At 67.3% G+C, this 23332-nt stretch carries 25 protein-coding genes and 3 pseudogenes; 13 read left to right on the top strand and 15 right to left on the bottom strand.

Annotated elements, in window-relative coordinates; genetic code table 11:
• The 3 genes and pseudogenes from B116_RS0122835 to B116_RS28860 form a co-directional block, all read right to left on the bottom strand.
• The coding region (locus B116_RS0122835; protein WP_027661430.1) for a hypothetical protein at positions 1-912 on the bottom strand (912 nt) is incomplete at its 3' end.
• Positions 913-1009: 97 nt separating this feature from the next.
• On the bottom strand, positions 1010-1234 hold the full coding sequence (locus tag B116_RS28865; RefSeq protein WP_027661429.1) for a hypothetical protein: 225 nt from the start codon (positions 1232-1234) through the stop codon (positions 1010-1012).
• A pseudogene (locus tag B116_RS28860) lies at positions 1141-1443 on the bottom strand (Tn3 family transposase); the annotation flags it as partial. The gene B116_RS28865 and the pseudogene B116_RS28860, both read right to left, overlap by 94 nt.
• A gap of 41 nt (positions 1444-1484) precedes the next feature.
• On the opposite strand from B116_RS28860, the pseudogene B116_RS25745 reads away from it, so the two are divergent.
• Positions 1485-2099: pseudogene (locus B116_RS25745) on the top strand (ABC transporter permease); the annotation flags it as partial.
• A gap of 90 nt (positions 2100-2189) precedes the next feature.
• Here the strand turns inward: B116_RS25745 and B116_RS28705 are convergent.
• From B116_RS28705 to B116_RS0122805, 3 genes are all read right to left on the bottom strand, one after another.
• Positions 2190-2318, bottom strand: a complete 129-nt coding sequence (locus B116_RS28705; RefSeq protein ID WP_018723269.1) for a hypothetical protein — start codon at positions 2316-2318, stop codon at positions 2190-2192.
• Positions 2319-2710: 392 nt separating this feature from the next.
• Positions 2711-2953, bottom strand: a complete 243-nt coding sequence (locus B116_RS0122810) for a hypothetical protein (protein WP_033667787.1) — start codon at positions 2951-2953, stop codon at positions 2711-2713.
• A 33-nt stretch (positions 2954-2986) separates the two neighbouring features.
• The gene (locus B116_RS0122805) at positions 2987-3769 is read right to left on the bottom strand and encodes a DUF4158 domain-containing protein (protein WP_082312870.1); all 783 of its coding nucleotides are present in this window, start codon (positions 3767-3769) and stop codon (positions 2987-2989) included.
• Between the two features lie 433 nt (positions 3770-4202).
• Between B116_RS0122805 and B116_RS27105 the strand changes: the two genes are divergently transcribed.
• Entirely contained in the window at positions 4203-4430 is a 228-nt protein-coding gene (locus tag B116_RS27105) for an integrase core domain-containing protein (protein WP_082312873.1), read from the top strand.
• Positions 4427-4735, top strand: coding sequence for a LexA family protein (locus tag B116_RS28525; protein ID WP_263404937.1), 309 nt, complete (start codon positions 4427-4429; stop codon positions 4733-4735). The genes B116_RS27105 and B116_RS28525 overlap by 4 nt, the downstream gene beginning before the upstream one ends.
• Before the next feature lie 15 nt (positions 4736-4750).
• Here the strand turns inward: B116_RS28525 and B116_RS0122785 are convergent, their stop codons facing one another.
• Positions 4751-5479, bottom strand: coding sequence for a class I SAM-dependent methyltransferase (locus B116_RS0122785; RefSeq protein WP_027661425.1), 729 nt, complete (start codon positions 5477-5479; stop codon positions 4751-4753).
• 468 nt (positions 5480-5947) lie between these two features.
• Positions 5948-7285 (bottom strand): aminotransferase-like domain-containing protein, encoded by a 1338-nt coding sequence (locus B116_RS0122775; RefSeq protein WP_027661424.1) that lies wholly within the window; start codon positions 7283-7285, stop codon positions 5948-5950.
• A gap of 92 nt (positions 7286-7377) precedes the next feature.
• On the opposite strand from B116_RS0122775, the gene B116_RS0122770 reads away from it, so the two are divergent.
• Complete coding sequence (locus B116_RS0122770; RefSeq protein WP_027661423.1) at positions 7378-8061, top strand: DJ-1/PfpI family protein; 684 nt, start codon at positions 7378-7380, stop codon at positions 8059-8061.
• A gap of 84 nt (positions 8062-8145) precedes the next feature.
• Here B116_RS0122770 and B116_RS27095 read toward each other — a convergent pair.
• A pseudogene (locus tag B116_RS27095) lies at positions 8146-8355 on the bottom strand (cytochrome P450); the annotation flags it as partial.
• Positions 8356-8511: 156 nt separating this feature from the next.
• Between B116_RS27095 and B116_RS0122760 the strand changes: the two are divergent.
• Positions 8512-9171: a GNAT family N-acetyltransferase gene (locus B116_RS0122760; protein ID WP_033667808.1), complete on the top strand. Its 660-nt coding sequence runs from the start codon at positions 8512-8514 to the stop codon at positions 9169-9171.
• Complete coding sequence (locus B116_RS0122755; RefSeq protein ID WP_027661421.1) at positions 9168-10430, top strand: M48 family metallopeptidase; 1263 nt, start codon at positions 9168-9170, stop codon at positions 10428-10430. The genes B116_RS0122760 and B116_RS0122755 overlap by 4 nt, the downstream gene beginning before the upstream one ends.
• On the opposite strand, the gene B116_RS0122750 is transcribed toward B116_RS0122755, so the two are convergent.
• Positions 10404-11156, bottom strand: coding sequence for a MerR family transcriptional regulator (locus tag B116_RS0122750; RefSeq protein WP_027661420.1), 753 nt, complete (start codon positions 11154-11156; stop codon positions 10404-10406). The genes B116_RS0122755 and B116_RS0122750 overlap by 27 nt on opposite strands.
• 83 nt (positions 11157-11239) lie before the next feature.
• Here B116_RS0122750 and B116_RS0122745 point away from each other — a divergent pair, with 83 nt between their 5' ends.
• From B116_RS0122745 to B116_RS0122735, 3 genes are read left to right on the top strand one after another with little or no spacing between them, the layout of a single operon-like run.
• Positions 11240-12889 (top strand): DUF6194 family protein, encoded by a 1650-nt coding sequence (locus tag B116_RS0122745; protein ID WP_027661419.1) that lies wholly within the window; start codon positions 11240-11242, stop codon positions 12887-12889.
• Between the two features lie 31 nt (positions 12890-12920).
• Positions 12921-13616: a TetR/AcrR family transcriptional regulator gene (locus B116_RS0122740; protein WP_033665613.1), complete on the top strand. Its 696-nt coding sequence runs from the start codon at positions 12921-12923 to the stop codon at positions 13614-13616.
• Positions 13616-14971, top strand: a complete 1356-nt coding sequence (locus tag B116_RS0122735; protein WP_027661418.1) for an alpha/beta hydrolase — start codon at positions 13616-13618, stop codon at positions 14969-14971. Before B116_RS0122740 ends, B116_RS0122735 begins: the two co-directional genes overlap by 1 nt.
• Positions 14972-15090: 119 nt before the next feature.
• Here the strand turns inward: B116_RS0122735 and murJ are convergent, their stop codons facing one another.
• Together murJ and B116_RS0122725 are read right to left on the bottom strand one after the other, a co-directional pair.
• Positions 15091-16668 carry a murein biosynthesis integral membrane protein MurJ gene (gene murJ / locus B116_RS0122730; protein WP_027661417.1) on the bottom strand — a complete coding sequence of 526 codons (1578 nt, stop codon included), beginning with the start codon at positions 16666-16668 and terminating at the stop codon, positions 15091-15093.
• Between the two features lie 95 nt (positions 16669-16763).
• Complete coding sequence (locus tag B116_RS0122725) at positions 16764-17198, bottom strand: MauE/DoxX family redox-associated membrane protein (protein ID WP_026321898.1); 435 nt, start codon at positions 17196-17198, stop codon at positions 16764-16766.
• Positions 17199-17302: 104 nt separating this feature from the next.
• Between B116_RS0122725 and B116_RS0122720 the strand changes: the two genes are divergently transcribed.
• The 3 genes from B116_RS0122720 to B116_RS0122710 all read left to right on the top strand — a co-directional run bounded on the left by B116_RS0122720 (position 17303) and on the right by B116_RS0122710 (position 19300).
• On the top strand, positions 17303-17926 hold the full coding sequence (locus B116_RS0122720) for a TetR/AcrR family transcriptional regulator (RefSeq protein ID WP_223874657.1): 624 nt from the start codon (positions 17303-17305) through the stop codon (positions 17924-17926).
• Positions 17923-18834, top strand: a complete 912-nt coding sequence (locus tag B116_RS0122715) for an SDR family oxidoreductase (RefSeq protein WP_018723250.1) — start codon at positions 17923-17925, stop codon at positions 18832-18834. Before B116_RS0122720 ends, B116_RS0122715 begins: the two co-directional genes overlap by 4 nt.
• 73 nt (positions 18835-18907) lie before the next feature.
• A complete protein-coding gene (locus B116_RS0122710) occupies positions 18908-19300 on the top strand; it encodes a cupin domain-containing protein (protein WP_033667785.1) in 393 nt (130 codons plus the stop codon).
• Positions 19301-19554: 254 nt separating this feature from the next.
• Here the strand turns inward: B116_RS0122710 and B116_RS27090 are convergent, their stop codons facing one another.
• Both B116_RS27090 and B116_RS0122700 read right to left on the bottom strand, forming a co-directional pair.
• Entirely contained in the window at positions 19555-19722 is a 168-nt protein-coding gene (locus tag B116_RS27090; protein ID WP_018723248.1) for an alpha/beta fold hydrolase, read from the bottom strand.
• Positions 19723-19886: 164 nt separating this feature from the next.
• Complete coding sequence (locus tag B116_RS0122700) at positions 19887-20258, bottom strand: VOC family protein (RefSeq protein WP_018723246.1); 372 nt, start codon at positions 20256-20258, stop codon at positions 19887-19889.
• A gap of 427 nt (positions 20259-20685) precedes the next feature.
• Here B116_RS0122700 and B116_RS0122690 point away from each other — a divergent pair, with 427 nt between their 5' ends.
• Complete coding sequence (locus B116_RS0122690; protein ID WP_033667784.1) at positions 20686-21666, top strand: aldo/keto reductase; 981 nt, start codon at positions 20686-20688, stop codon at positions 21664-21666.
• 220 nt (positions 21667-21886) lie between these two features.
• On the opposite strand, the gene B116_RS0122685 is transcribed toward B116_RS0122690, so the two are convergent.
• Positions 21887-23275 carry a cellulase family glycosylhydrolase gene (locus B116_RS0122685; RefSeq protein WP_027661413.1) on the bottom strand — a complete coding sequence of 463 codons (1389 nt, stop codon included), beginning with the start codon at positions 23273-23275 and terminating at the stop codon, positions 21887-21889.
• Positions 23276-23332: the final 57 nt, after the last annotated feature.

The raw sequence follows: 23332 nt of genomic DNA, 5'->3' as shown, positions 1-23332 counted from the left end.
CACCCCAGCGAACTCCATCCGCAGGGCCGCCAGGTCGACCGCCCGAGCACCCATCCGCTGGCCCAAGTCGGCGAGGGGCCATGACGCGAGGTAGCCGAACCGCACCGCGTACACCCCAACCACGTGCAGGCCGTGGTGGTCCGAGTAGTCCATCAACGTGTACCCCAACAGTTGGTCCAGGTCGGTGCGCGGCAGCGACGCCGCCCGGCTACCGTCCGCGCGGGGCTTGCCGCCCTGGCCGGCCTTGAACTCGACCAGCATCCCACCAGCGATCAGGTCTGCGTCGGCGGCGAGGTCAGCGCTGCCCTCGAACGTCATCCCGGTCGTCACAGGCCCGGCCGGCAACACTGGCAGCAGCCGCTCGACCGCCAGGGCCCGCATCGCGACCAGGTCAGCTACCTCTACATCATTAGCCAGCGCGAGTAGGTCCGCCGCGCCACTGGAGGCGTTCAGGCGCATCAGCCGGGAGTGCTCCACCGACTCCGCCCGGTACAGCTCCACCAGCAGCGCCAGGGCGTAACAGACCCGCGCCCACAACTCGTCACCGCGATCGGCGAACCCGGCCGGGCGCATCCGCAGCTCCACCTCACGGTTCGCCGTCTGGCGGGGTGACTCCCCGGCCGCGAGCTCGTGGAGCAACTCCTTGCCTGCCCGCAGGCACCGCGCCCGTCCCGACAAGAGCCCGACCAGCGGCAGGGCGATCGACGGCTGCGGGTCGACAAGCATCCGCAACCAGAAGTCGATCGCCGCCCCCTGCGTACCCGGCGCCGCCCCAGCCGGCATCAGCACCTGCTGGGCACCGGCCCCGACGCGGAACTCCGCCTGAATTTCCTTGTGCTGCGGGAACGTGACACCCAGCCACGCCGCCACCGGGCTCTGCCGGTCCTTCACCTCGTATGTCAACGCAGACATATCGGCATGCTACCGAGAGCGACCGACAAGAAGCTCCAGGTGATTTTCGCCCCTGTGGGCTGCACCCGGCGGAGGACCGCCGGGCGTGCCCTCGTGGTCAGCGGTGCGCCGGGGTGACCTCGGCGCACCGCAGTGGCCGGTAGCCGTCGGTGTCGAGTTGGGAGAGTTCGCCGTCGATGTCGATGGAGTGGGTGCTGTAGAAGCGGACGTTCTCGTGGTGGGTGGGCCAGACAGGTACCGGGCGGCGTAGACGGTGCGGCGCAGCGCCCCGTACTCCTTGATCGCGCTGGTCAGCGTGTTCTGCTGGCGTTTCGAGGAACACAGCTTCCCGACGACCAGTGCGGCGGTGGCGTGGCCGCCCTGCACGCTCGCGGCGACGCGCAGCAGATCGTCCTAGGTGCTCGTGATCAGGTCGGTGTTCAGGCGCCGGGTCAGCAGGCCACCGGCGCGTGGGTAGCGGGGGAGGAACTCGGCGTTCGGCCCGGTCCGGTAGAGGGTGATCTTCCCGAGGTCGCGGATGCGCGGTGAGAGCTACTTGCCGACCAAAGGGTGGTGCCGTAGACCGCGTCCACCTCCTTAGCCTGCAGACCGCAGCTGTCGCCGGGCTGGCCGCCGTGGCCGTCGGCACCTGGGCGGCGCTCGCGCTCGCCGCGGCACCCCGCTGGCTACGCAAAGGTGCCGACGGGCTCCTGCACCTACCGGTTGCCATCCCATCGGTGGTGGTTGGGCTCGGGCTACTGGTCGCGTACAGCCGACCGCCGCTGCTGCTCAACGGCACGCGCTGGATCGTGCTGATCGCCCACCTGGTGCTCGTCCTGTCCTTTTCCTATGCCACCGTGGCCAGCGCGCTGACCCGCATCGACGACTCGTACGCCCAGGTCGCCGCGTCGCTGGGGGCGCGGCCCGCGCTGGTACTTTTGCGGATCCGCCTGCCGATGCTGCTGCCGGCAATGTCGGCGGCCGCGGCACTCGCGGTCGCGTTGTCGATGGGCGAGGTCGGCGCCACGATCATGGTGTACCCGCCGGACTGGCGCACGTTGCCGGTCACCGTCTTCACCCTGACCGACCGGGGCCGTACGTTCGATGCAGCGGCGGCCACGCTGATCCTGCTCGGCGCGACCCTGGTGACGTTGCTGGTTCTCGGCCGGATCTCCCGTGGTCGGGCAGTCGCCGGTGGCTCACCGTGACCGTCCACCTCGGCCGGCCCGGTTAACGAGGTCTGCGTATGGAAGCCTGCCACCGCGAAGGGATTCTCCGGCTTCTCACCGGATCGGAGGTCAGAAGAGCACGACAGCGACCGCGTACACGGACAGGCCCGCTGCCAGGCACAAGCAGACCAGCGAGATGCGGTTGCGTCGTGCGGCGATCCTGCGGTAGCGGAGCACGACCCGGGCCGCCTCCAGCACTTCCTCATTCTCGGAGCTCCGGGAACTCCGAGAATGATCCCTCGCGCCGAATCCTTCGCTCTGCACTGCCGCCCGCCTCAGTCATGCACGTCGTGCCTTCGACCCGCTCCGACTGCGCCGTTATCCGTGCCGAACGGGGCGATCATGCTATGCGCATCCGACGGAACCGGTCAAGCCCATGCATACGGAGTGCAGGGGGCGTCGACGGTGTTCACCTCATGGGACAGGCCCGCTGCCGGTAGCCCCAGATGCACCGGCCACAGTTTGCATGTCCCGGCAGGATTCGTTGTCCGTTCCTGCCCGACCGGGGACCGCGCACCCTGCCAGGTGCGTCCCGCGCATGCCGGAAGCCGCCGCGCCGCGACGACGCCATGACCCGAGGCACCAGGGATTCACTCGCTGGTTTCAGCGCTGGAACTCGTCGCGCGCTGCAGCCGGTGCGTGTCGGCGCCGATGTCGACCTTCCGGGCGTCCAGCCAACCCTTCGGCACCCGGACCGTGTCACCAGCGTCGATCAGCTTCGGCAGCTCCCGCATCGCGTTGACCACCCACACCGCCTCCGCGGTCGCCCCGAAGCCGATCACCTGGCACAGCAGCCGCACGAACCCGCGCACCGTGTTGAACCGTTCCACCACCTGCGCCCGCCACTCCCCGTCCGGGGTGGCGTCCTAGGGCGGGATGAACTCCTGCACCGCCTCCATCGCGGTCCGCAGCTTCGCCCGCGACCCGACCACGGACTCGATCGCGTCCCACACCACCGCCAGCGGCACCGCCTCACCCCAGGTCTCCGCCTCGAACAGCACCTGCACCGCCGCCGACAGCACCCCGGCGTGCCGGGCCTGACCGTGCGAACGCTTCAGCATCTGCTCCAGGTCACTGGCCTGTTCCGCGGTGACCACACCGGCCAGGGCCGCGTACAGCCGGGTCTCGGCCGCCTTCCGGGCGCCGGCCACGTCATCGCGCAGCGTCGTCATCCCGGGCAGCAGCACCCGCTCGGCCCGCAACCGGGCCACCGCCGAGTAGAACAACGCTTTCGGCCCGTCCCCGGTAGCCCACGCCTGATCGCCCACCCACGCCAGCAGCGACTCCTTCACCGATGGGTACGAACGGAAGCCGTATACCTCACAGGTCTCCGTTTGATGCTCGAACCGGGTCGGCCTGCGCTCCAGATACGCCTTCACGCACGACGGATCGGCCACCTTGATCTGCGAGGCCACGTAGTCGACCACCACGCCCGGCACGTCGAGCGGATCCTCCAGGAACCGGCCCAGATGACGAACCGTCACCAGTTGAAGACTGAAGCCCAACCGGTTGTGATCACCACGCCTGAACGCCACCAGGTCCCGGTCCGCATCATCCAGGAAGGAGAACCGCTCAAGGACCGCCTGCTCCGGCGGGCCGGTGAACCGGCCGTACACCGCCTCTTCGGCGGAAGTCAGAAAACTTCTCACACCGCATCAACGACCACAACTATCGATCATTATCACTTGATCTTAACTAGCGTGACTTCCCGAACGGTAGTCCAACCGCCGGCAGGCCATGCCGAGTAGTCGATGACCGGATGCAGGTGATCCATCCGGATGGTAGTGACGAGCAGCGATGGATCTACGGACCGCTCGGCGATGCGGTTTTCCGTGCCTCGTCGCGACGAGCCAGCCGGTCGAGCTCAGGCAGGGAACGAAGCAATGCTGGCAGGGTGCCGAACACGAGAGGAAGGCCACCCAGCTCGCTGATCCCAACCCACGCAATGTCGTCATGCTCCTCAGGAGCACGGTTGATCGGAGAGCCAACCCAGTCTCCGATCAGCCAGACGCTCACGTGAACGGCGTCCTCACCACTGCCCGCATGCCAGTTGGCCAACCGTGAAGAGAACTCTGTCGCAATGTGAACGCCCAGCTCCTCGCGCATCCCGAGGCGTTCTTCGCCACCCTCAAACGAGAGTTAGACGTCGACCACCGCCGCTGGGTATCCGAAGCCGACGCCCGCCGCGACATGCTCCGGTGGATCGCGTTCTACAACCACCGCCGTCAGCACTCCGCACTCGGCTACCGCAGCCCCGCCGACTACGAACAGACCCTCACACCCACTACGCCGCATCAGGTCGCGGCATAACCCGGTGTCTACATCCCGGGGGAACCTCAGACCTTGAGGAGATGCTGGCCTTGCCCAACGATGTGGTCGGCCAGGAAAGGCTGCTCGCACTGAACGTGAGTGGAGATTCGATGGTCGAAGCTGGCATCGCGGACAGGGATGTCGTCGTGGTGCGGCAGCAAGCGGCCGCCGACAGCGGCGCTACCCCGTCGTGTGGTAGTCACTCCCCGATCAGACCGCGCAGCCACCAGTACCACTCCGCCGAGCAGTGGGGCTGGCTGCCGGCAGCGGACGACAGACCCCACCGCGTCTTCAGCTGGTTCTGAAGATCTTGTAGCCGTTCAGGTCAGGACGAGAAGGTCCAAGGCATCAACCACAGGTCCGGTTTCGGTTCGCGCTGCGCCTTGCAGTCGGGCCAGGCCTGCGATGTACTCGTCGTCGTTGATCAGTTGCAGAGGGGTGTGTGCCTCGCGGCGCAGTGCCGTCGCAGCCTCGCCTAATGAGGCCGCGGTTACCTGCGGCACCTGTTCGAGGCCGACGGTGACGAACCCGGCGGCACTGAAGGCTTCTTCGACGTCGGCCACGCTGGGGTAGGTGTCGAGTACACGAATGGCTTCGGGGAAGTAGCGGAACAGGGTGATCGCTTGGTGTCGGCCGGCGAACGCGGAGCGGATCAGCACCCGGCCGCCGGGGCGCACAACCCGGCGTACTTCTCGGGCTGCACGGTACAGGTCTGGCACGTGGTGGATGACCGTGGAGATCCAGGCGGCGTTGACGCTGCCGTCGTCGAGCGGGATGTGCTCGGCGTCGCCATGCACCACAGGCTGGTACATCGAGCGGGCGCGCATCGCCTCGGAGGGCTCGACCGCGGTGACCTCGATGTCGTACCAGTCAATGAAGGATCGCGCCCACATTCCGGTACCGGAGCCCAGGTCGAGTATTCGCATGCCTGCATGAGGGGCAAGGTGCCGGGTCACGGCCTCCCGCCAAGCCGAGAGCCCGTCGTCGGTGAGGTGACGGGTCGCCTCGAACGCCGCGGCGTCCGCATCGTCAAACGCGATTCGAGCCATGCCATTGACCCAACTGCTTGGACACCCGAGGAAGCAAGGGCACAGCGGTATGACGAACCACCCATGTTGACGGGCTACCGGCCGCGGACAAGTACGGCGCGTACTTCCGCGGCCTGTTCGCCGCCTGGGCACCGATCGCTTCCCCACAGGTCAGGGGTGAAGCGCAGCGACTCGTTGGCTACGGTACCCGGAACACTCCTGCAAAGCCCCAGGATTGACCGGTTCATAACGCTCTACAAGCTACAGCCGGTTCGCGGGGGTCATCTCTCCGGATGACCCGAAGCTCGGCCGAGCGAAGCCGTTCCGGCATGTCACGCTGCCAGCGCGGACGAAGCGTTCCTGCGGTAGTTCCGGACCGGCCGCACGCATTGGCCGCGGACCTGCGCGGAAGCCGGCACCTCCCAAATCCGCCTCCGCCGATGCGCTGAACTCGACGGTGACCGCACCCGTGGCCGTTCATCGTGGCAGTCAGGCGTAGGTGTCTTCGAAGGTGAGGCGTCGCACGGTACGTAGCGTCGATTGGAGGCTGTCGAGGTCGGTGGAGCCCAGGGCGAGGCGGATCGCCTGCGGTGTGTGCACCGTGGTGGTGAACGGCTGCGCCGTGGTGACCGAGATGTGGTGCCGCGCGAGGGTGGCGGTCAGGCGGTCGGCGCGTGCGTCGTCGGGCAGCGGCAGCCAGGCGAAGTAAGACGAGGGGTGGCTGATGAGCGGCAAGCCCGCCAGTTCTTGTCGGGCGAGTGCTTGGCGGGCCCTTGCGTCGTTGCGCTTTTGTGCTTCCAACTGGTCCGCCGTGCCGTCTTCGAGCCAGCGGCAGATGATCGCGGTGGTCAGTGCCGGGGTGTTCCAGGTGGTGGCGCGGATCGCGCGTTCGAGTGAGGGCACGGTGGGCGGCGGAGCGAGGACGAAGCCGACCCGCAGGCCCGTGGCGATGCTCTTGGACAGTCCCGAGACGTAGATGGTGATCTCCGGCGCGGTCGCGGCCAACGGCGGTGGGGGGTCCTCGACCAGGTAGGCGTAGGAGGCGTCTTCAATGATGATCGCGCCGTGCCGTCGGGCAATCTCGATCAGACGGACGCGGTCGGCCGCCGGCATAACCCAGCCTAGCGGGTTGTGCAGGGTGGGCATGGTGTAGATCGCGCGCACCGGGCGGGCCGCGCACAGCGTTTCGAGGGCTTCGAGGTCCGGCCCGTCGGTAGTTGTGGGGATGGGCTGCAGGTCGAGGTGGAAGGCGTGCGCGAGCACCTTGAAGCCCGGGTAGGTGAGTGCGTCAACCACGACGACGTCGCCGGCATTGAGCCCGGCCATGACGGTGATGGCCAGGCCGTGCTGCGCGCCAGTGACGATGAGGATCTGATCCGCGTCGGCGGTGATTCCGCGACGCCTCAAGTGCCGCGCGATCGAGGCTCTGTCCCGGGGACGGCCTCGATGCGGTTGGTAGCGCAGCAGGGAGTCGAGGTCACCGGAGGTGGCCACCTCCCGCAGGGCCTGCCGTAGGAGGTCGGCCTGGCCGGGCAGCGACGGATAGTTGAAGTTGAGGTCGACCGCGTCCGTGGCGACTGCCTGCTGATCGATGCCATGGCCGACCGGAACCGCGGGGTCGCGTACGAACGTGCCGCGGCCCTGTTCCCGGCTGACCAGGCCCATCACTTCCAGTTCGGCGTACACCCGGGTTGCGGTGACCACGGCGATGCCCTCGCGGGCGGCGAGCCCACGGTGGGTTGGCAGCCGCGTACCTGCGGCGAGCCGCCCCGCGCGGATGTCGGATGCGAGCGCGTCCACCAGGGCTTTGTAACGTGCGGATGCCATACGCCGAATTGTATCCATGACAATTCTTTGACTGTTCTGTTCGCTAGCTCCTACCGTCGGTCCAGACCCGCCCAGCCGGAAGGACAGCCACCGTGCACATCGCCATCCTCACCTTCGAGGGCTACAACGAACTCGACTCCCTGATCGCGCTCGGTGTACTCAACCGCATCAAGACCGACGGCTGGCGCGTCACGATCGCCACCCCTAGCCCCACGGTGACGTCGATGAACGGGGTGGTTATCGAGCAAATGTCCACCCTTGAGCAGGCATGCGCCGCTGACGCCGTAATCGTCGGCAGCGGCAATGCCACCCGCGAAGTCGTCGAAGACCCGGCAATCATGAATGTCCTACGCGACCTGGACCCCTCGCGCCAACTCATCGCGGCGCAGTGCTCGGGCGCACTTGTACTGGCCAAGCTTGGTCTGCTTCACGACATCCCCGTCTGCACCGACCTGATCACTAAGCCCTGGGTTGTCGCCGCCGGCGTCGAGGTGCTTAACCAGCCCTTCTACGCGAAGGACAATGTCGCCACCGCGGGCGGCTGCCTGGCCTCGCACTACCTCGCCGCCTGGGCTATCGCCCGCCTCCAGGGCAAGGACGCCGCCGAAGGCGCGCTGCACTATGTCGTCCCGGTCGGCGAGAAGGAGGAATACATCGAGCGTGTCTGGCGCAACATCTCCCCCTACCTGCCCGCCCCCGCGTCAGCGCTCGCAGGCCAGGGCGGCGACGCTGGCCTGCCCCGCGCCCACCCAGTCGCCCTACCGGAACACCGGTAGGGCGATCAGCCCGCGTAGTCGAAACGATTCCCGCCAACGGATGTCGTGGGCCGGCACGGCCAGCCGTATCCCGGGAAAGCGGTCGAGCAGGTCGTCGCCGGGCCGCGCTCTCTTGCGCGCCACCTGTTCGATCAGGAACCGCCGCATGTTTGCCATGGCCGATCGGGACTGGGCGGGCTGGTTGGCGTCGGCGGACAGCAGCGTGTTCGTCCACGTCCGAAAGTCGACGCTGGCCTGGGTGGGCAAGCCGAGGAGTTCGTGCATGACCTGCAAGGGCAACGGTGGCACAACCGTCTGGGTTCATGGCTGCGCCGAGTATAGATGCCCTCAGTCCGGTCAAGCGCGCCCGACCGATCCGCCCGTCTACCGAGACACGTCACTTTCGCTGGACGTAGCCGCGCGACTGAAATCGATTGAGGTGACATGTTCGGCCAGGCAGGATCACGCTTCGTGACCCAGGCAACCTTGCGGACCGCGCGGCTTCAACTCGTGCCGTTGAGCGACGATCACCTGGAGGGTGAGGTCCAGCTCGACGCGGATCCGGAAGTCATGCGCTACCTGGGCCGGCCGCGGCAGCGGGCTGAGGTGGAGCAGGCGCATCGGCGGCGAATCGTCGTCGCATCGGCGGTTCCCGGGCTCGGTTTCTGGGCCGGGCTGATGGAGGGTTCGTTTGTCGGATGGTGGATTTTGCAGCCGCCGGAGCGTGCGGATCAGGGGCCGGTCGAGGGGCAGGCGGAGTTGGGCTACCGACTACTGCGCCGGTACTGGCGTCAAGGCCTGGCCAGTGAGGGCGCCCGCGAACTGATCCGGCACGGCTTCGCCGACCTGGGCCTGCACCGCATCTTCGCCGAGACGATGGCGGTCAACCTGCCCTCCCGCACGACCATGGCGGCGGTCGGGTTGGACTACGTGCGTACCTTCCACCTGGACTTCGACGACCCGCTACCCGGCAGCGAGCACGGTGAGGTTGAGTACGCGACCACCCGCCAAGAATGGCTGGCCAACCGGACAGACGTCGTCCCCCAACCACCACCCGGGAAACACGCGGCGGATCGGGCCGAACGGGCGGTACCACGTGCCAGCGTTGGTCGGCAGAATCGGCGCTCATGATCGATACAAGGGTCACCGATAACACCTGCCCGGAGTGCGGTACTGCCACAGTCGCTCCGCGCGAGGCCCTGCCATGGTGCCCGGCCTGCGAGTGGAACCTCGAAGCGTACGACGCTGAACGCATCGGCCCGTTCTTTGGCTGGCGCTGGCTGGACCGACGGATCCATGACGTCGGGTACCGCATGACCCGTCGCCAGTTCGACCGGCTGCTCGGGCGACCGCTGGGCAGTAGTGGCGTCGGCACAGCCGCCATCGTCACCGCCACCGCATCCTGCTTGCTGTTCCTCGGCGTCGTGGCCCTCGCTGCCACCGGGATCTGGCTGATCGTCGCCTTCTCCTTTCCGGGCCCGTCGCTTCTGCTGGCGGTTCCCCTACTCGCCCTCGCCGTCGGACTACGGCCCCGCTTCGGGCGGCTCGACCCCGACGCCGATGTCCTCCGCCGAGACCGCTCACCCGAGCTTTTCGCCCTGGTTGATGAGGTGGCGCAGGCGGTTGGGGCGCCGACTCCCGACGTGATTGTCGTCAACGCCGACTTCAACGCGTACGCGGCAACGATAGGCATCCGCCGCCGGGTGCTGTGTCTCGGACTGCCGTACTGGGGATGCCTCGCGCCGCAGGAACGCGTCGCCCTGCTCGGTCACGAACTCGGCCACTTCGTCAACGGCGACCCGCGGCGGATGCTGCTCACCCAGCCGGCGTTCACCACCCTCGGCTCCGCGGCGGACCTTCTCCGCCCGGCGCCATCGACCGCCCCCGGCCTCATCGAGTGGATGGGGGCGGCCCTTGGGCGAGTCATCCAATACCCGCTGTCCCGTCTGTTGTTCACGCTGCATGTGGCACTCGTGTGCGTGGCGCTACGAGACAGTCAGCGGGCCGAGTACCTGGCGGACGAGATGTCGGCGAAGGTCGCGGGAACAGCCGCTGCAACGAGCCTGCTGGATACCGCGCTACGGGTCGAGTCAATGTCGCTCGCTGTACGCCGGGAGTCCAGGGCGGGGCACGGTCCCCAACGGTGGCGGGCGGCGGTCGCCGAGTCGCGGGCGGCCAGTGCCGACCAGCTGCCGCTGTTGCGGCAGCTGTCGGGCCGCGAGGAGGCGTCGCTGTTCTCCTCCCATCCGCCCACCGGTCTGCGTCACCTGATGCTCGAGGGCGTTCAGCCCCACGATCTGACGGTGGTGCTCACCGAGCAACGTTCGTCCCGCATCGACGACGAGCTGACCAAGGAGTACGAGTCAGCCCGTCGGGTGCTGGCCTGGTGAGTCCATAGCTGGGGCGGCGGCGTCACCGCGAGTCAGTTCACGGTAGGAGAGGTAGTCCGCGAGGCGAGCGGACCCGGTGAGCATCGCCCGGCCGCGGGTCGTGATCCGCTCTCGCCACTGTTCGATCGATGCCGCCAGCGGGCCGGCCCCACCGGCGGCGTGCACCTGCTCGATCACCGCGGCGATGTGATGCAGCAGGTAGCCCCCACGTCGCAAGAGGTGGGTGAGTTCGGCGTCGCGTACGTCCTCGGGTGAGTAGACCCGCGCGGTCCGGGACCGGGCTGGGGCCAGGATGCCGGCCCGCTCCCATTTGCGCAGTGTGGCTGGGGTTACGCCGAGCCGGCGGGCGAGCACACCGACGGAGACCGACGCGGCCGGACCGGGCGCGGTCGAGGTGGATCCGGACGCCAGGACAATGGCAGCCGCGGCGACCTGGTCCAGGGTCTCCCGGTCGCGTTGCAGCAGTACGTGGGCGGCATCGACGATGGCCAGGGCGGACGGGAGGTCGCCCCGGAGGACCGCCCTCATGATCTCTCCGGCTGACTGAAAGCCGTACCCCCGGACAAGCGCGACGTAGGCGGTCAGCGCGCCCACGTGGTCGTCGGTGTAGCTGCGGTAGCCGCTCGCCGTCCGGAAAGCCGGCGGGATCACTCCGGCCGCCTCGTAGTTGCGGACCGCCTGCGCGGAGAGCCCGTGCGGCCGGGCCAGATCCACAGGCCGATACACCGTCGTTTGAGACTTCAACAGCCGGTCCCCCGGTCATCGATGGGAACAGTTTAAACCGAAGGTTCAACGATACGGTTAAGGTCATGGCTTTCGATACGGAGTTGCAGGCCCTTGTCCGTGCCCACCGGCCGCGGCTGCTCGCGATCGGCGAGCCTTACCACGGTGAGCCGGCCTTCCCCCACCTGCGCAATCGGATCCTCGAAACCCTCGTCAAGCACGGCTTCCGGTCCATCGCCATCGAATCGGACCGGGTCGCCGGGCTCGCCGTCAACGACTACGTGCAGGGCCGCCGCGACGAGGTGGACCTGAGTGCCGGCATTAGCCACGGCTGGGGCACCCACCCCGCCAGCCGCGAACTGATCGACTGGCTGCGCGCGCACAACGAGGGGCTACCGCCCGACGAGCGGGTCACCTTCCACGGCTTCGACGCGCCAACCGAGATCACCGGCGCGCCCAGTCCCGGGCCGATCCTGCGTGAGCTGCGCGAATACCTCGGCGAAGCCCTGTCCGAGCTGGATCGCCTCGTAGGCGACGAGAAGCGTTGGAGCGCCCCCGAAATCATGTTCGATGCCGCGCGATCACCCGGCCGGTCACCGGAGGCGACGGCGCTGCGCGGTATCGCCGAGGATTTCCGCACGCAGCTGTACGCCGACGCGCCCCGCCTGGTCCGGGAGACATCGCTGGAATCCTGGAACCGCGCCACGGTACTCGCCAGCACGGCTGTCGGCCTACTCACCTACCACGGCGCGATGGCCGTACCGGGCACCCAGTCGCAGCGCATCGGTCGCCTGCTCGCCGTTCGGGATGCGCTGATGGCACAGAATCTGCTCGACATCGACGCCCGTGAGCGGGACCGGGGGCCGGTCCTGGTCTGCGCCCACAACGTCCACCTGCAACGGCACCCGGGCCGGTGGGACAGCCGCTGGGATGGCCAGGACCTGGCAGCGCAGTGGAACGGCGCCGGCTCGATCGTGTCCGTGTCGCTCGGCAACAGGTACGTCTATGTGGCCGGCAGTCTCGGGGCGAGCGGGCCGCTCGGTCTCGGGCAGCCGGAGCCCGGCACCTACGAGTATCAGCTCGGCGCCGAGACCGGGATCTTCCCGCCGCCCACCGGCGACGGTCTCCGCGAACGCGCGGCCGACCTGCTCGGACTGTCGTCGCTGGACGCGGCGACGGTCGAGACCTGTGACGCGATCCTGCACCTCGGTTTCGCGCCGGGCGCGGCCGACGCGGCCCGGATCGCTGGCCTGGCGGGGGTGACCGAGACCCGGATCCCGCCGGCTTCCGAGCAGCCACCCCACACCTGGGGTGACCGGTTCTTCTTCACTGACACGGACCGAGTGCGACCGTTCGCCACGATCGTCGGGCATGACGTCCCGGGCTTCGACGAACGGTCCCGCCTGGCCGGCCCCGGACGGTACCGGCTCAACATCGAGGTGGATCGAGCCGAGTTCCGCAACCTGTTCGGCTACGGCCCGGAGGAGTTCGCCGCACACAGCGACGGCATCAACTTCACGGAGCCGGACCGTCTGCTCCCCCATCCGGTCTACGCCGGGCAGGGCTGGGTCAGCGTCGTCAATCCGGGTCAGGCCACCGCGGAGGACGTGACCCGGCTGGTGGCTCGGGCTCGTTCCCGCAGGAATCAGCAGAATCTGCTACCGGCTGGTACTGCAACGGGGGTAGGCGTCCCAGCCGGTGCGCGGCCACCACAACTCGCGGTTGTCAGGGGTTGAGATCCCTCCAGGGGTAAGGTAAACCTGAGTCATGTTTAGTTCTGTGGACGGTACGTCGCCCGGCACCAAACCCGCCACGCAGCGGCGCTCCCGCGAGACCCGGGACAAGCTCATCACCGCACTGGACGAACTGCTTCACGAAGAGAGCTTCGACGAGATCAGCGTCGCGCAGATCGCCAACCGGGCCGGTGTGTCCGTGGCCTCGGTCTACCAGCGTTTCGACAATCAGAACGCCGCGGTCGCCATCCTCGTCGCCCTGTACCTGCGCCGGGTGACGCAATGGTGGGACGACTTCTCCCGGGACAACGCCGAGCCGAGCAGCCGCACCTCGCTGCGCGAGGCACTTGTCCAAGTCGGCCGTGCGGCATGGCGTCAATCCGAGGACCTGCGCTATGTCATGCAACCGGCCTACCTTCAGTCTCGGTTGCACCCGGACTTGCTAGACGAGCACTGGCGGCACCGGGAGGAGGTTGCCGTGTCCGGCTTTCGCTCACTGCTACAGAGTCACGCCGACGAGATACGCCATTCAGACTTGGCCAGAGCGGCCAGCATGACTGCGTACTTCTTCAACCTGATGTTCCTGGGACGCCTGCTTCACCCAGAGGGGATGTCCGGCTGGAACCTTCCCACCGATGCCGACGAGTTCGCCAAGGAACTCGCCGACTTCGTATGTGGCTACCTCGGTGTCGCCAACGTCCCGGGCTCGTCGGACCGGCGGAATCGATGATGTGGACCTTTGTCGAACGGGCCACTCTGACTGCTACCGCCCTCACCACAACGTTGATCCTCTTTGCCGCTCCGACGAGCGTGGCGCTGCCGGCGATCGTCGCGGTGACCGCACTCAGCATCCTCCGCCTGGTCAACAACAGCGCCCGGTGGCAGATGGCACCGGGCTACCTCGCCGTCGTCTGGCTTTGCGTCGCTGTCGTCACAGAACTGCCCGTTGGCGTACGCATCGTCGGCGGGCTGGTCGCCCTGTTGTTGTCGACAGCGTCTGCCGCGTTGGTAGTCGGCTTTCCCATCCCTAGCCTCCCACAGCCCGACGGTCCGTTCGGGGTCGGCATGATCACGACAACGGAGGAGCGCGATGTCGGGACGGCACCACGCATGGGACGCAGGCGACTCTTCGTCACCACGTGGTATCCGGCGGAAGCAAACCTGACTCAACGACGAGGCGAAGCCCTGTGGTCCGAATTCCACGAAGCTCCTGGGATTCCCTCCGGGCTACGGCGGCTCGCCGGCTACCTGAAGCAGGTACGGACGCATGCGATTCGTGACGCCCACGCCAGCCGACACGCTACGACCGCACCGATAGTCCTCTACCAGCCCGGGCTCGTGTCCATCACCTCGGAGAACTCCCTCCTGATGGAATCGTTGGCAAGCCACGGCTATATCGTGGTGAGTGTCAGGCACATCGATCAGCGTGCCGAGCTGGAGGAATCAAACGCAGCCGTCGCCCCGGCCACAGCCAGACGGACCCAGGAGATCAACCGCGAGCTGCGGGGTAAGCTCACCCGATCCGAGCGCGCCCGAATCTCTGCGGAGCTCTACCAGTTAAGCACCAGCACAGCTACCGTCGTTGCCCGCCGTACCGAAGACTCACAGCATGTGCTTGACCGGCTTCCCACCATCCTGGCCAGTGTTCCCGGGTATCCCACCGGTGAAGTGGGGTCAGGGCGGCCGATCGCCACGATGGGGCTGTCTCTGGGCGGGGCGGTCGCCAGCGAGCTCAGTAAGATTGACAACCGGTGCACCGCAGCCATCAACATCGATGGTGGGCTCTACAGCGAACGCCCTCATGACCCACTCAGCGTTCCGTACCTGATGATCTACAGTGAGTTAAACTCTGGCAGCAACGATTTCGCACGAGACATCGCACAGGCCGAGTTCCACGAGATGACAGTACCCGGGGCAAAGCACCTGGACTTCCATGACGCTACCGTCGTACTACCAATTCTGCGATGGTTGGGACACCTCGGCGACGCGTCCGGTATCGAAATAGCCCGATGGAAGAATAGTCAGATCCAACAGTTCCTGGACCGGACGGTTCGGTGCACGACGCCTGATACATCTGCCGGGTGACTCCAGCTCGGGGAGTCTCCTGCAACACGGTGAGCTCGTGGCCCCTGTAGCGCGCCGTAGCCACCCGATTCGACAAGTTCGCTGCGCGTGCTACGAAGCCACCGTGCACATCGCCGCGGTCAACGAGTGGCTATGACCGACTTCGACAAAGGCCCTAGGGCGGTTGTCACGAGTTGCCGCAGCTCGGTGAGGTGCATTAGGCGGGCCGCCGCAACGTAGACGGCGCCGCCGGTGACGCCCGCCATGGTTACGGTGATCAGCGCCCCGGTGTTCGAGGAGCCGAGCAGCGGGGTGAGGGCGTGGACCGTGAGCCCAGCACAGCTGCTGGAGAGGCCGACAGCGACCGCTACCCGGGCATGCGTACGAAGCAGTCGGCGCCCATCGATTCGGCCCAGCCGGCGGCGCAGGAGAAGGGCGGCAGCGCCGAGGCCCACCGTGTAGGCGACCGCGTACGCGAGGGGAACCCCGACCACGGCGTTGGCGCGGGGTAGTAGCCGCGACGCGGCGAAGCATCCGACCACGCCGACGGCGGTGACTCCGACGGTGATGAGGGCGGGGGTCTTGGTGTCCTGCAGGGCGTAGAACCCGCGTTGCAAGATCATGAATCCGGTGAACGGCACCAGGGCTACCCCGAAGGCTGCTACCACCGCCCCCAGCAGGGCGATCGCCGACGGTGAACTGCGGCCGTAGGCGAACAACAGCGTGGCGATCTGTGGGCCGAGCACCGTCATGGCTACCGCGATCGGGGCGAGAGCGACGACGGCCAGCCGTACCGCCTGAGATAGGTCCTCGACGATGTGGCCGTGCTGCCGGCCGGCGGCGTGGCGACTGAGCCGGGGCAGCATGGCGGTCATCACCGACATGACGATGACCCCGAACGGCATCTGAAACACCGCGAGCGCGTTCTGGAAGGCGCTGACCCCGCCTGGTCCGCTGATCGAGGCGACCCGGGTGGCCACCGCGAGCAGGATCTGCGCGGCGACGACCGACACGAGGACCCAGCCGCCGAGTTGGCCGATGCGGCGGATTCCGATACCCCGCGGGTTGAGCCGGGGCCGAAGGGTGAAGCCGCTGCGTGCCAGCGCCCACACCACCAGAGTCATCTGGGCAAAGACGCCCGCGGTGGTGCCCACGGCGAGCAACAGCAGCTGCCCGGTGGGCATTGACGTGATGCTGGTGGTGCCGCCGATCGCCAGGTAGGTCAGCCCGACAGCGATCACAATCAGGCTGTTGACAACCGGCGCCCACATCGGCGCGGCGAACCGGCCCCGGGTGTTGAGCACAGCGCCAGCGGTGGCGCTGAAGCCGTAGAACAGGATCTGGGGCAGGAAGAACCGGCACAGCAGCACCGCCAGGTCGTGCTGCTCGCCAGAGAAGCCCGGCGCGTAGACCGCGACCAGCCACGGAGCTGAGATCATCGCTATCAGCGTGACCGCCCCGAGCCCGTAGCCGCCCAGCGACAGCAGCCGCTGGGCGTAGCTCACCCCGGCATCGGGCTCGGTCAGGGTGGCACGCACCAGCAGCGGCACCACCACGCTGGCCATCGCACCTCCGAGGACCAGCTCGTAGACGGCGTTGGGCAGGGTGTTCGCCACGTTGTAGCTGTCGAGCAGACGACTCCCCATTCCCAGGGCGGAGGCCAGCACCACCAGCCGGACGAAGCCGACGATCCGTGATACCAAGGTCGCCACCGCCATGGCCCGGCCCGCGCTGCCAAGGGAAGGTTCTTCTGCCATGGCGATCTTCCTAGCGCACGGGCGCCCGCCCTGAAGCCCTGCCCCCGGCCCCGATCTCAGTGTGTCGCCTCGGCTGCTGCCGACCGTGCTCGAACCTTGCGGGTGGCGCGCAGCAGCAGTCCGGCGTAGAGCAGCAGCAGGGCGTCCTGGAGCAGCACGAACCAGCCGAGTCCCTGGGTCAGGAAGCTCCCGAAGCAACCGCAGTTGTCGACCGTCAGCCCGCGCGCGAACGCCTGTGCCGCCAGACCGGCCCAGGTCACCGCCACCCCCGTGTAGATCCAGACCGGGGTCAGCGCGCACGACCGCGGTCGGCTCAGTAGCCAAAGCCCACCGGCCAGTTCCGCCAGGATCAGCACCGCGGCCAGCCACGGCAGCGCCGCCGCGGGCGCGATCTCGTACGTGTCGAGGATGTCCGGCATCGCTGGCCACGAAGCAAGCTGGCCTACTCCCATCGCCGTGAGGATGGCCCCCAGGACAGCACGAAGCCACATGAGCCGACGCTAGCGGCAGAACCCAGCTCCAGCACCGCAAACAGTTTGCTGTCCGGGCACCCCAGCTGCTTTAATGAACGAACAGTCATTTATTAATGAAGGGGGTGGCGATGGTGGGACGCCCGCGCGGGGTTGACGATGCGGTGATCTTGCGTGCGACGACGCAGGTCATGGGCCAGGTGGGTCCGGCAGGTCTCACGTTGGCGGCCGTGGCGCGCGAGGTCGGGCTGGCACCGGCGACCCTGGTGCAACGCTTCGGCTCCAAACACGGCCTACTCCTCGCCCTCGCCGACCAGGCGGAGAAGGACATGAGCGAGCTGGTCGGGCGAGTGCGTCGGTCGCACGACTCGGCGCTCGGAGCTCTGGCGGCGCTGATGGTGCGGTCCTTGGCGGCGCTGAGCACCCCGGAGAGCTACGCCAATCACCTGGCATTCCTGTGCATGGATCTTGGTGATCCACAGCTCTACGAACGCGCCCTGGCCATTCACCGCACTCAGCAACGGATGATCGAGCAACTACTCACCGAGGCAGTGGGCACCGGCGAGCTTCGCACCAACAGCAACCCCACAGCGCTGGCCCGCACGGTGCAGGCAGTCATCGCCGGCACCGGCCTGAACTGGGCGCTGGAGCGCGAAGGCCGCCTTGAGCAGCGGCTTCGGCAAGAGCTCGATGCCGTGCTGGCGTCCCACCTGCCACTACCTGCCAACCCTGAACTGGAGGAGTCATGACCGTTGACACACGCCCGCTGGCCGGAAAGGTGGCCCTGGTCGCCGGCGGCACCCGAGGCGGCGGACGGGGTATCGCCGTCGAGCTCGGTGCCGCCGGTGCGACGGTGTACGTCACCGGCCGAAGCGGCGCCGGAGAACGTTCCGACCTCGCCCGCCCGGAGACCATCGAACAGACCGCCGAGCACGTCACCGCCGCTGGCGGACTGGGTATTGCCGTTCGCACCGACCACAGCCGTCCCGACGAGGTCCAGGCGCTCATCCACCAGATCGATTCGGAGCAGGACGGTCAACTCGACATCGTGGTCAACTCCGTGTGGGGCGGCGATCCGCTGACCGACTGGGAACATCCACTGTGGGAGCAGGAGCTGGACACCGGTCTGCGGCTGCTGCGGCAGGCAGTGGATACCCACATCATTACCAGCCGGTACGCGCTCCCCCTCCTGGTCGCCCGCCGCAGCGGACTGGTCGTGGAGGTGACCGACGGCAACACCGCCCGCTACCGTGGCAGCCTCTTCTACGACCTGGCGAAATCCGCGGTCATCCGGCTCGCCGTCGCCCAGGCTGCCGAGCTCAAGCCCCACGGCGTGGCGGCCGTAGCCATCACGCCGGGCTTTCTCCGTTCGGAGGCCATGCTGGAACACTTCGGTGTCACCGAGGCCAACTGGCGCGACGGCGTAGCCCAGGACCCGAACTTCGCCTACTCCGAGACCCCGGCCTACCTCGGTCGGGCTGTCGCGGCGCTGGCCGCAGACCCGAACATCATGGCCAAGACCGGGCGCGCCCTGGCCACCTGGGGCCTCTATCGGGAGTACGGGTTCACCGACGCCGACGGCAGCCAACCGGACTTCGCCGCTCACTGGGCGAGGAACCTGGCCGACCAGCACGGGCCCCTCGGGGAACCGCTCTGACCGACGCCACGGCCGGGAGCGCGGTGTCGCGGCGGCGGCATGCTATTCGGCCGTGACGGGTATGGGCGGAGGCATGGAGCATTTCACGATCGGGACTGTCGCCCAGGAGAGTGCGGACTTCCGCCAGGTGTTGTGGACCGGGAAGCATACCCAACTGGTCGTCATGACCATCCCGCCCGGTGGTGAGATCGGCGCGGAGGTGCACGAGCACACCGACCAAATCCTGATCTTCGTCAGCGGCGTCGGCGAGGCGCTTGTCGCCGGGGAGAAGCGGAGTATCGCCCAGGGCGACCTGGTGGCGGTGCCCGCGGGTACCAGGCACAACATCGTCAATGCCGGGCCGAACCCGCTGGTGCTCTACACGGTCTACGGCCCACCGGAGCACGCCGACCAGGCGGTGCATCGCACCAAGGAGGAGGCCGACGCGGCCGAGGCCGCGGGTGTGGACAAACCGCCGACTAAGTAGCTGCCACGGCGTCACCCCGCAACCACACGACCGCCGTAGGCTGCTGCCCTCCGTAACCGAAGCCCGCTCAGGCGGGGGAATACCGGCAAACATCGAACAGGTGACTCTGCCAGTCGGACGGGCCCATATCTCGTGGTATTAGGACTGTCAGATGAGGGCCACCCCCGATTTCGCCAACGTGCCGGGCGCGGAACCGCTGAGGCCCCGCTCGCCCTCCGAGGGCGAGCGGGGCCCGGGGATCGGCGTGGGGCGGGTCAGGGGGACGCGCTCAGGAAGTTCTTGAGGAGCGTCGCGGTCTCGGCGGGGCGCTCAAGGCTCGGGAGGTGCCCGCCCCACGGCCGCTGTACGTGCCGGGTGTCGGAGGGGCGGTTGGTCAGGTCGATGGCGACCTGCCGGACCACCGTGTCACCGGTTCCCGTCATATCGTGAGAGAGCGGCACCATGTGTGCTTTACCTTTCCTTCTGCCAGTTCTGGTACGTCGAGTAACCGGTAGCCGGCCGGGACGTCGACGCCATTGTTGTCCCAGAACGCCACGGAGCCGTCGATGTGCCCGCCGAGCATGTGCCCGGCGTGGCGGGACGGCGATCACTCCGGTTCATGGCAGACCGCCTCGACGTTGTTGCCATCCGGATCGCGGACGAAAGCACCGAAGTAGTTCGGGTGGTATTCCAGCCAGATTCTGGGGGCATGCAGCACCTCCGCCCCGGCCGCCACCGCGGCGTCGTGGAATGCCCGCACGGTAGCCCGGTCAGCCGCGGTGAAGGCGATGTGCACCTCGGCCCCCTCGTCCGCTCCGCGCAGCGGATAGAGCCAGAAGTCAGGAGTGCTGGTGCCATAGCCGACCTGAGTGGGGGACTCCAACAGACGACGCCCCCCAAGTGTGGCCAGGACAGCATCGTAAAAGACACGACTGGCGTCGAAATCACGCACATGGACGGCGATGTGGTTTAGCACCATAACTCCTTGAGGGAAACCGGCCAGCCGGATCCCGGCCAGCGAGAACCGGGCCGGGTCACAACGTCTGACGAATCCCAGACTAGAAGGGGGTACGACACTTTCACCGCCACGACGACAGGGACAGCCAACCCGCGCACGGTCGGTCGCCGTCACCACCGACCAGCTCGACATCGTCCAGGCCCGGCAATCTCGGGGCGAGTCGATCACCGCGATCACCGCGCACCTCGGTGTCAGCCGTTCGACGCTGCACCCCGAGCGCTGGACGTCTCCGGCACCGCCGGGGGCCATGCCCGGTCAGCCGAGCGGGAACACCTCGGAGACACCAACCGAGAGAGCTTCAGGTGACGGAGATCTCAGGTATTGCGTTCTACCACACACCTGCCCGTAGGGTCACGGTGATCTGGTTGTCGCATGGGGAGCGAACCGAGTGCAGTACGTACGTTTGGGTAGGACAGGGCTGAAGGTCTCGCGGATCTGCCTGGGAATGATGAGCTACGGCGATCGCAGCAAGAGCAATGGGTGGGTGCTCACCGAGGACGCCGCCGAACCTCTCGTCCGGCGGGCGGTGGACGCCGGAGTCACCTTCTTCGACACCGCCGATATGTATTCGTCAGGAACGAGTGAGGAGGTCACCGGCCGCTTGCTGAGCAAGATCTTCTCGCGGCGGGACGACTACGTACTTGCCACCAAGGTCTTCTTTCCAATGGGTAGCGGACCCAACGACGGTGGGCTATCCCGCAAGCATATTCACGCTGCCATTGACGAATCGCTGCGCCGGCTCGGGACCGACCATGTGGACCTTTACCAGATCCACCGCTGGGACGACCAGACACCGATCGAGGAAACGATGGAGGCCTTGCACGAGGTGGTGCGCGCCGGAAAAGCCCGGTATATCGGTGCCTCCAGCATGGCTGCCTGGCAGTTCGCCAAGGCGCAATACACTGCAGACAGGTCCGGGTGGACCCGGTTCGTTTCCATGCAGAATCACTACAACGTGCTCTACCGGGAAGAAGAACGGGAGATGATCCCGCTCTGCCGCGACCAGGGAGTCGGCGTCATCCCGTGGAGCCCGCTGGCCCGTGGACTGGTCGCCCGCGCCGGAACGACCGAAGCAGCCGCCACCGATCGCATGTCCAGCGGCGACGCCGACCGCAGGGAGGCGTTGTACGGGCGCGGCGACGAGCGGATCCTCCAGCGGGTGGCCCAGGTCGCCAAGGAGTGCGCTCTCCCACCAGCACAGATCGGCCTCGCCTGGCTGCTGAGTAAGTCTGGGGTGACCGCCCCCATCGTCGGGGCCACCAAGGAGCGGCACATTGATGATGCTGTTGCGGCGGTAGACGTTTCGCTGACCGAGCAGCAGATCGACTACCTCGAAGAGCCCTACCAGTCGCAGACCATCCGCATGTAAACGTGCAGGGGGCGAGTCTTACGGTTGGGCCATATCGAGCTGTCCGACTGGCAGAGTCACCTATTCGTTGTAGCTGGGCGGCTACTTGGTCGGACCGGGGGTGGGTAGGAACTCGCGGAGTTCCGCGGCGAGTGCCACGTGACCCGCCCGGAACGGAAGACCGCCGCCCCGGCAGCTGATCGACCGGGGCGGCGGTCTTCCGTTCCGGGCGGAGGGGCGGTCAGAAGTCGTCAGCGGTACGCATCCGGTCACGGATCCAACTGCCGGCCGGCTTGAGCGGGCCCGTACCGTCGAAGTCCCCGCTGGCGCACGTTCCCGTGGTGAAGACCGCGCCGGAACGGAAGTCGTCAGAGTAGTTCCAGTTGACCCAACTGATCTTCTTGCTCGCCATCAGGTCGAGGTAGCGCTGAGACATGGTGAAGTCGTTCGGGCCGTCGCCGGTGTACTGCTGGGTGCCGAACTCGGTCACGAAGATCGGGATTCGGTCAGCCGCCGCCGCCAGAGTGTTGTAGTACAGGTCGCCGTGCGATGCCGCGTAGAAGTGGAAGACGTACATCAGGTTGCTGGCCGCCACCGGGTTGGCGGTGATGGCGTCCACGCCGCCGCCACTTCCGGAAACCCCAAGCGACGACCAGTCGGGGGTGCCGACAAGCACCACTGCCTCCGGGTCCCGCGCCCGAATCACCGGGATGACCTGGTCGGCGTAGCTCTTGACCGCGCCCCAGCTGACCCCGTTGGGCTCGTTTGCGATCTCGTAGAGGACATTCACCTTGTCCCGGTGCCGGTCGGCGATCTCGGCGAAGAAGGTCTGCGCGCGCGACAGGTTGTAGTTCGGATCTCCCGGCGTGAGCATGTGCCAGTCAACGATCGCGTAGAGGCCACGAGCGGTAGCCATCTCGATGTAGTCATGGACCAGATCGGTGAAGCCACGCGGGTCGGTCTCGTAGCCGCCTTCCTGGATGTACATCGAGATCCGCAGGACGTCGGCGCCCCACTGCTGGGCGAGGACGTCGAGGGAGGCGCTGGTCGCGCAGTTGGCGTACCACTGAAGACCGTGGGTGCTCATGCCCCGCAGTTGGATCGCCTTGCCGTTGTCGTTGCAGAGCTGTTCACCGCAGACCCGAAGCTGTCCATTCGCCGCGACCGGTGTGCTACCGGGAGGCGCGGTGGTCGGTGGTGGCGTGGGTGGACTCGTGGTTGGAGGAGCTGTCGGTTGGCACGGCTGGCCGTTGAGGCGGCAACTGCTCGGGCTGCCGGAGCCGGCACCGAGGAAGCCGAACGTCACCGAGGCGCCCGGTGCGATCGTGCCGTTCCAGTGCTGGTTGGTGAAGCGGTAGTTCTGCCCATCGCGGTCCATCAGCGCGTTCCAGTACGTGCTGATGCTGGTGCCCACTGGCAGGTCGAACTCGACCTGCCAGGAGTTCAGGGTGCTGCTCCCCCCGTTGGTGATGGTGTATCGACCTTCCCAGCCACTACCCCAGTCGGAGACCTTGGCGAACGTCGCGGTCGGCGCGGCCGCTGCGTTCGCGGTGGTGGTGGCCACCATGGCCCCCGCGGCCACGACCGCGAAGATGCCGGCCAGGGCCACAGTCCTCATGCCCAGCTTCATCTGCCCTCCTAGAGAGACAACGCCCGATCAGCTCGGCCGCGGCTGGTGTCGGGACAG

Source organism: Salinispora fenicalii (assembly GCF_000514815.1).
In the GTDB taxonomy this organism is placed as follows: Bacteria; Actinomycetota; Actinomycetes; order Mycobacteriales; family Micromonosporaceae; genus Micromonospora; species Micromonospora fenicalii.
The sequence above is the reverse complement of the archived record's forward strand: the minus strand, read 5'-3'. Positions and strand labels throughout refer to the sequence as shown.

What these genes read in the sequence shown, in the direction of transcription:
- B116_RS0122755 (WP_027661421.1), top strand. Translation starts at nt 9,168, where the DNA reads ATGATCGATACAAGGGTCACCGATAACACCTGCCCGGAGTGCGGTACT.
- B116_RS0122745 (WP_027661419.1), top strand. Translation starts at nt 11,240, where the DNA reads ATGGCTTTCGATACGGAGTTGCAGGCCCTTGTCCGTGCCCACCGGCCG.
- B116_RS0122685 (WP_027661413.1), bottom strand. Translation starts at nt 23,275, where the DNA reads ATGAAGCTGGGCATGAGGACTGTGGCCCTGGCCGGCATCTTCGCGGTC.
- B116_RS0122785 (WP_027661425.1), bottom strand. Translation starts at nt 5,479, where the DNA reads ATGGCTCGAATCGCGTTTGACGATGCGGACGCCGCGGCGTTCGAGGCG.
- B116_RS0122725 (WP_026321898.1), bottom strand. Translation starts at nt 17,198, where the DNA reads ATGTGGCTTCGTGCTGTCCTGGGGGCCATCCTCACGGCGATGGGAGTA.
- B116_RS0122775 (WP_027661424.1), bottom strand. Translation starts at nt 7,285, where the DNA reads ATGGCATCCGCACGTTACAAAGCCCTGGTGGACGCGCTCGCATCCGAC.
- B116_RS0122700 (WP_018723246.1), bottom strand. Translation starts at nt 20,258, where the DNA reads ATGGTGCTAAACCACATCGCCGTCCATGTGCGTGATTTCGACGCCAGT.
- B116_RS27090 (WP_018723248.1), bottom strand. Translation starts at nt 19,722, where the DNA reads ATGACGGGAACCGGTGACACGGTGGTCCGGCAGGTCGCCATCGACCTG.
- B116_RS0122740 (WP_033665613.1), top strand. Translation starts at nt 12,921, where the DNA reads ATGTTTAGTTCTGTGGACGGTACGTCGCCCGGCACCAAACCCGCCACG.
- murJ (WP_027661417.1), bottom strand. Translation starts at nt 16,668, where the DNA reads ATGGCGGTGGCGACCTTGGTATCACGGATCGTCGGCTTCGTCCGGCTG.
- B116_RS0122710 (WP_033667785.1), top strand. Translation starts at nt 18,908, where the DNA reads ATGGAGCATTTCACGATCGGGACTGTCGCCCAGGAGAGTGCGGACTTC.
- B116_RS0122735 (WP_027661418.1), top strand. Translation starts at nt 13,616, where the DNA reads ATGTGGACCTTTGTCGAACGGGCCACTCTGACTGCTACCGCCCTCACC.
- B116_RS0122715 (WP_018723250.1), top strand. Translation starts at nt 17,923, where the DNA reads ATGACCGTTGACACACGCCCGCTGGCCGGAAAGGTGGCCCTGGTCGCC.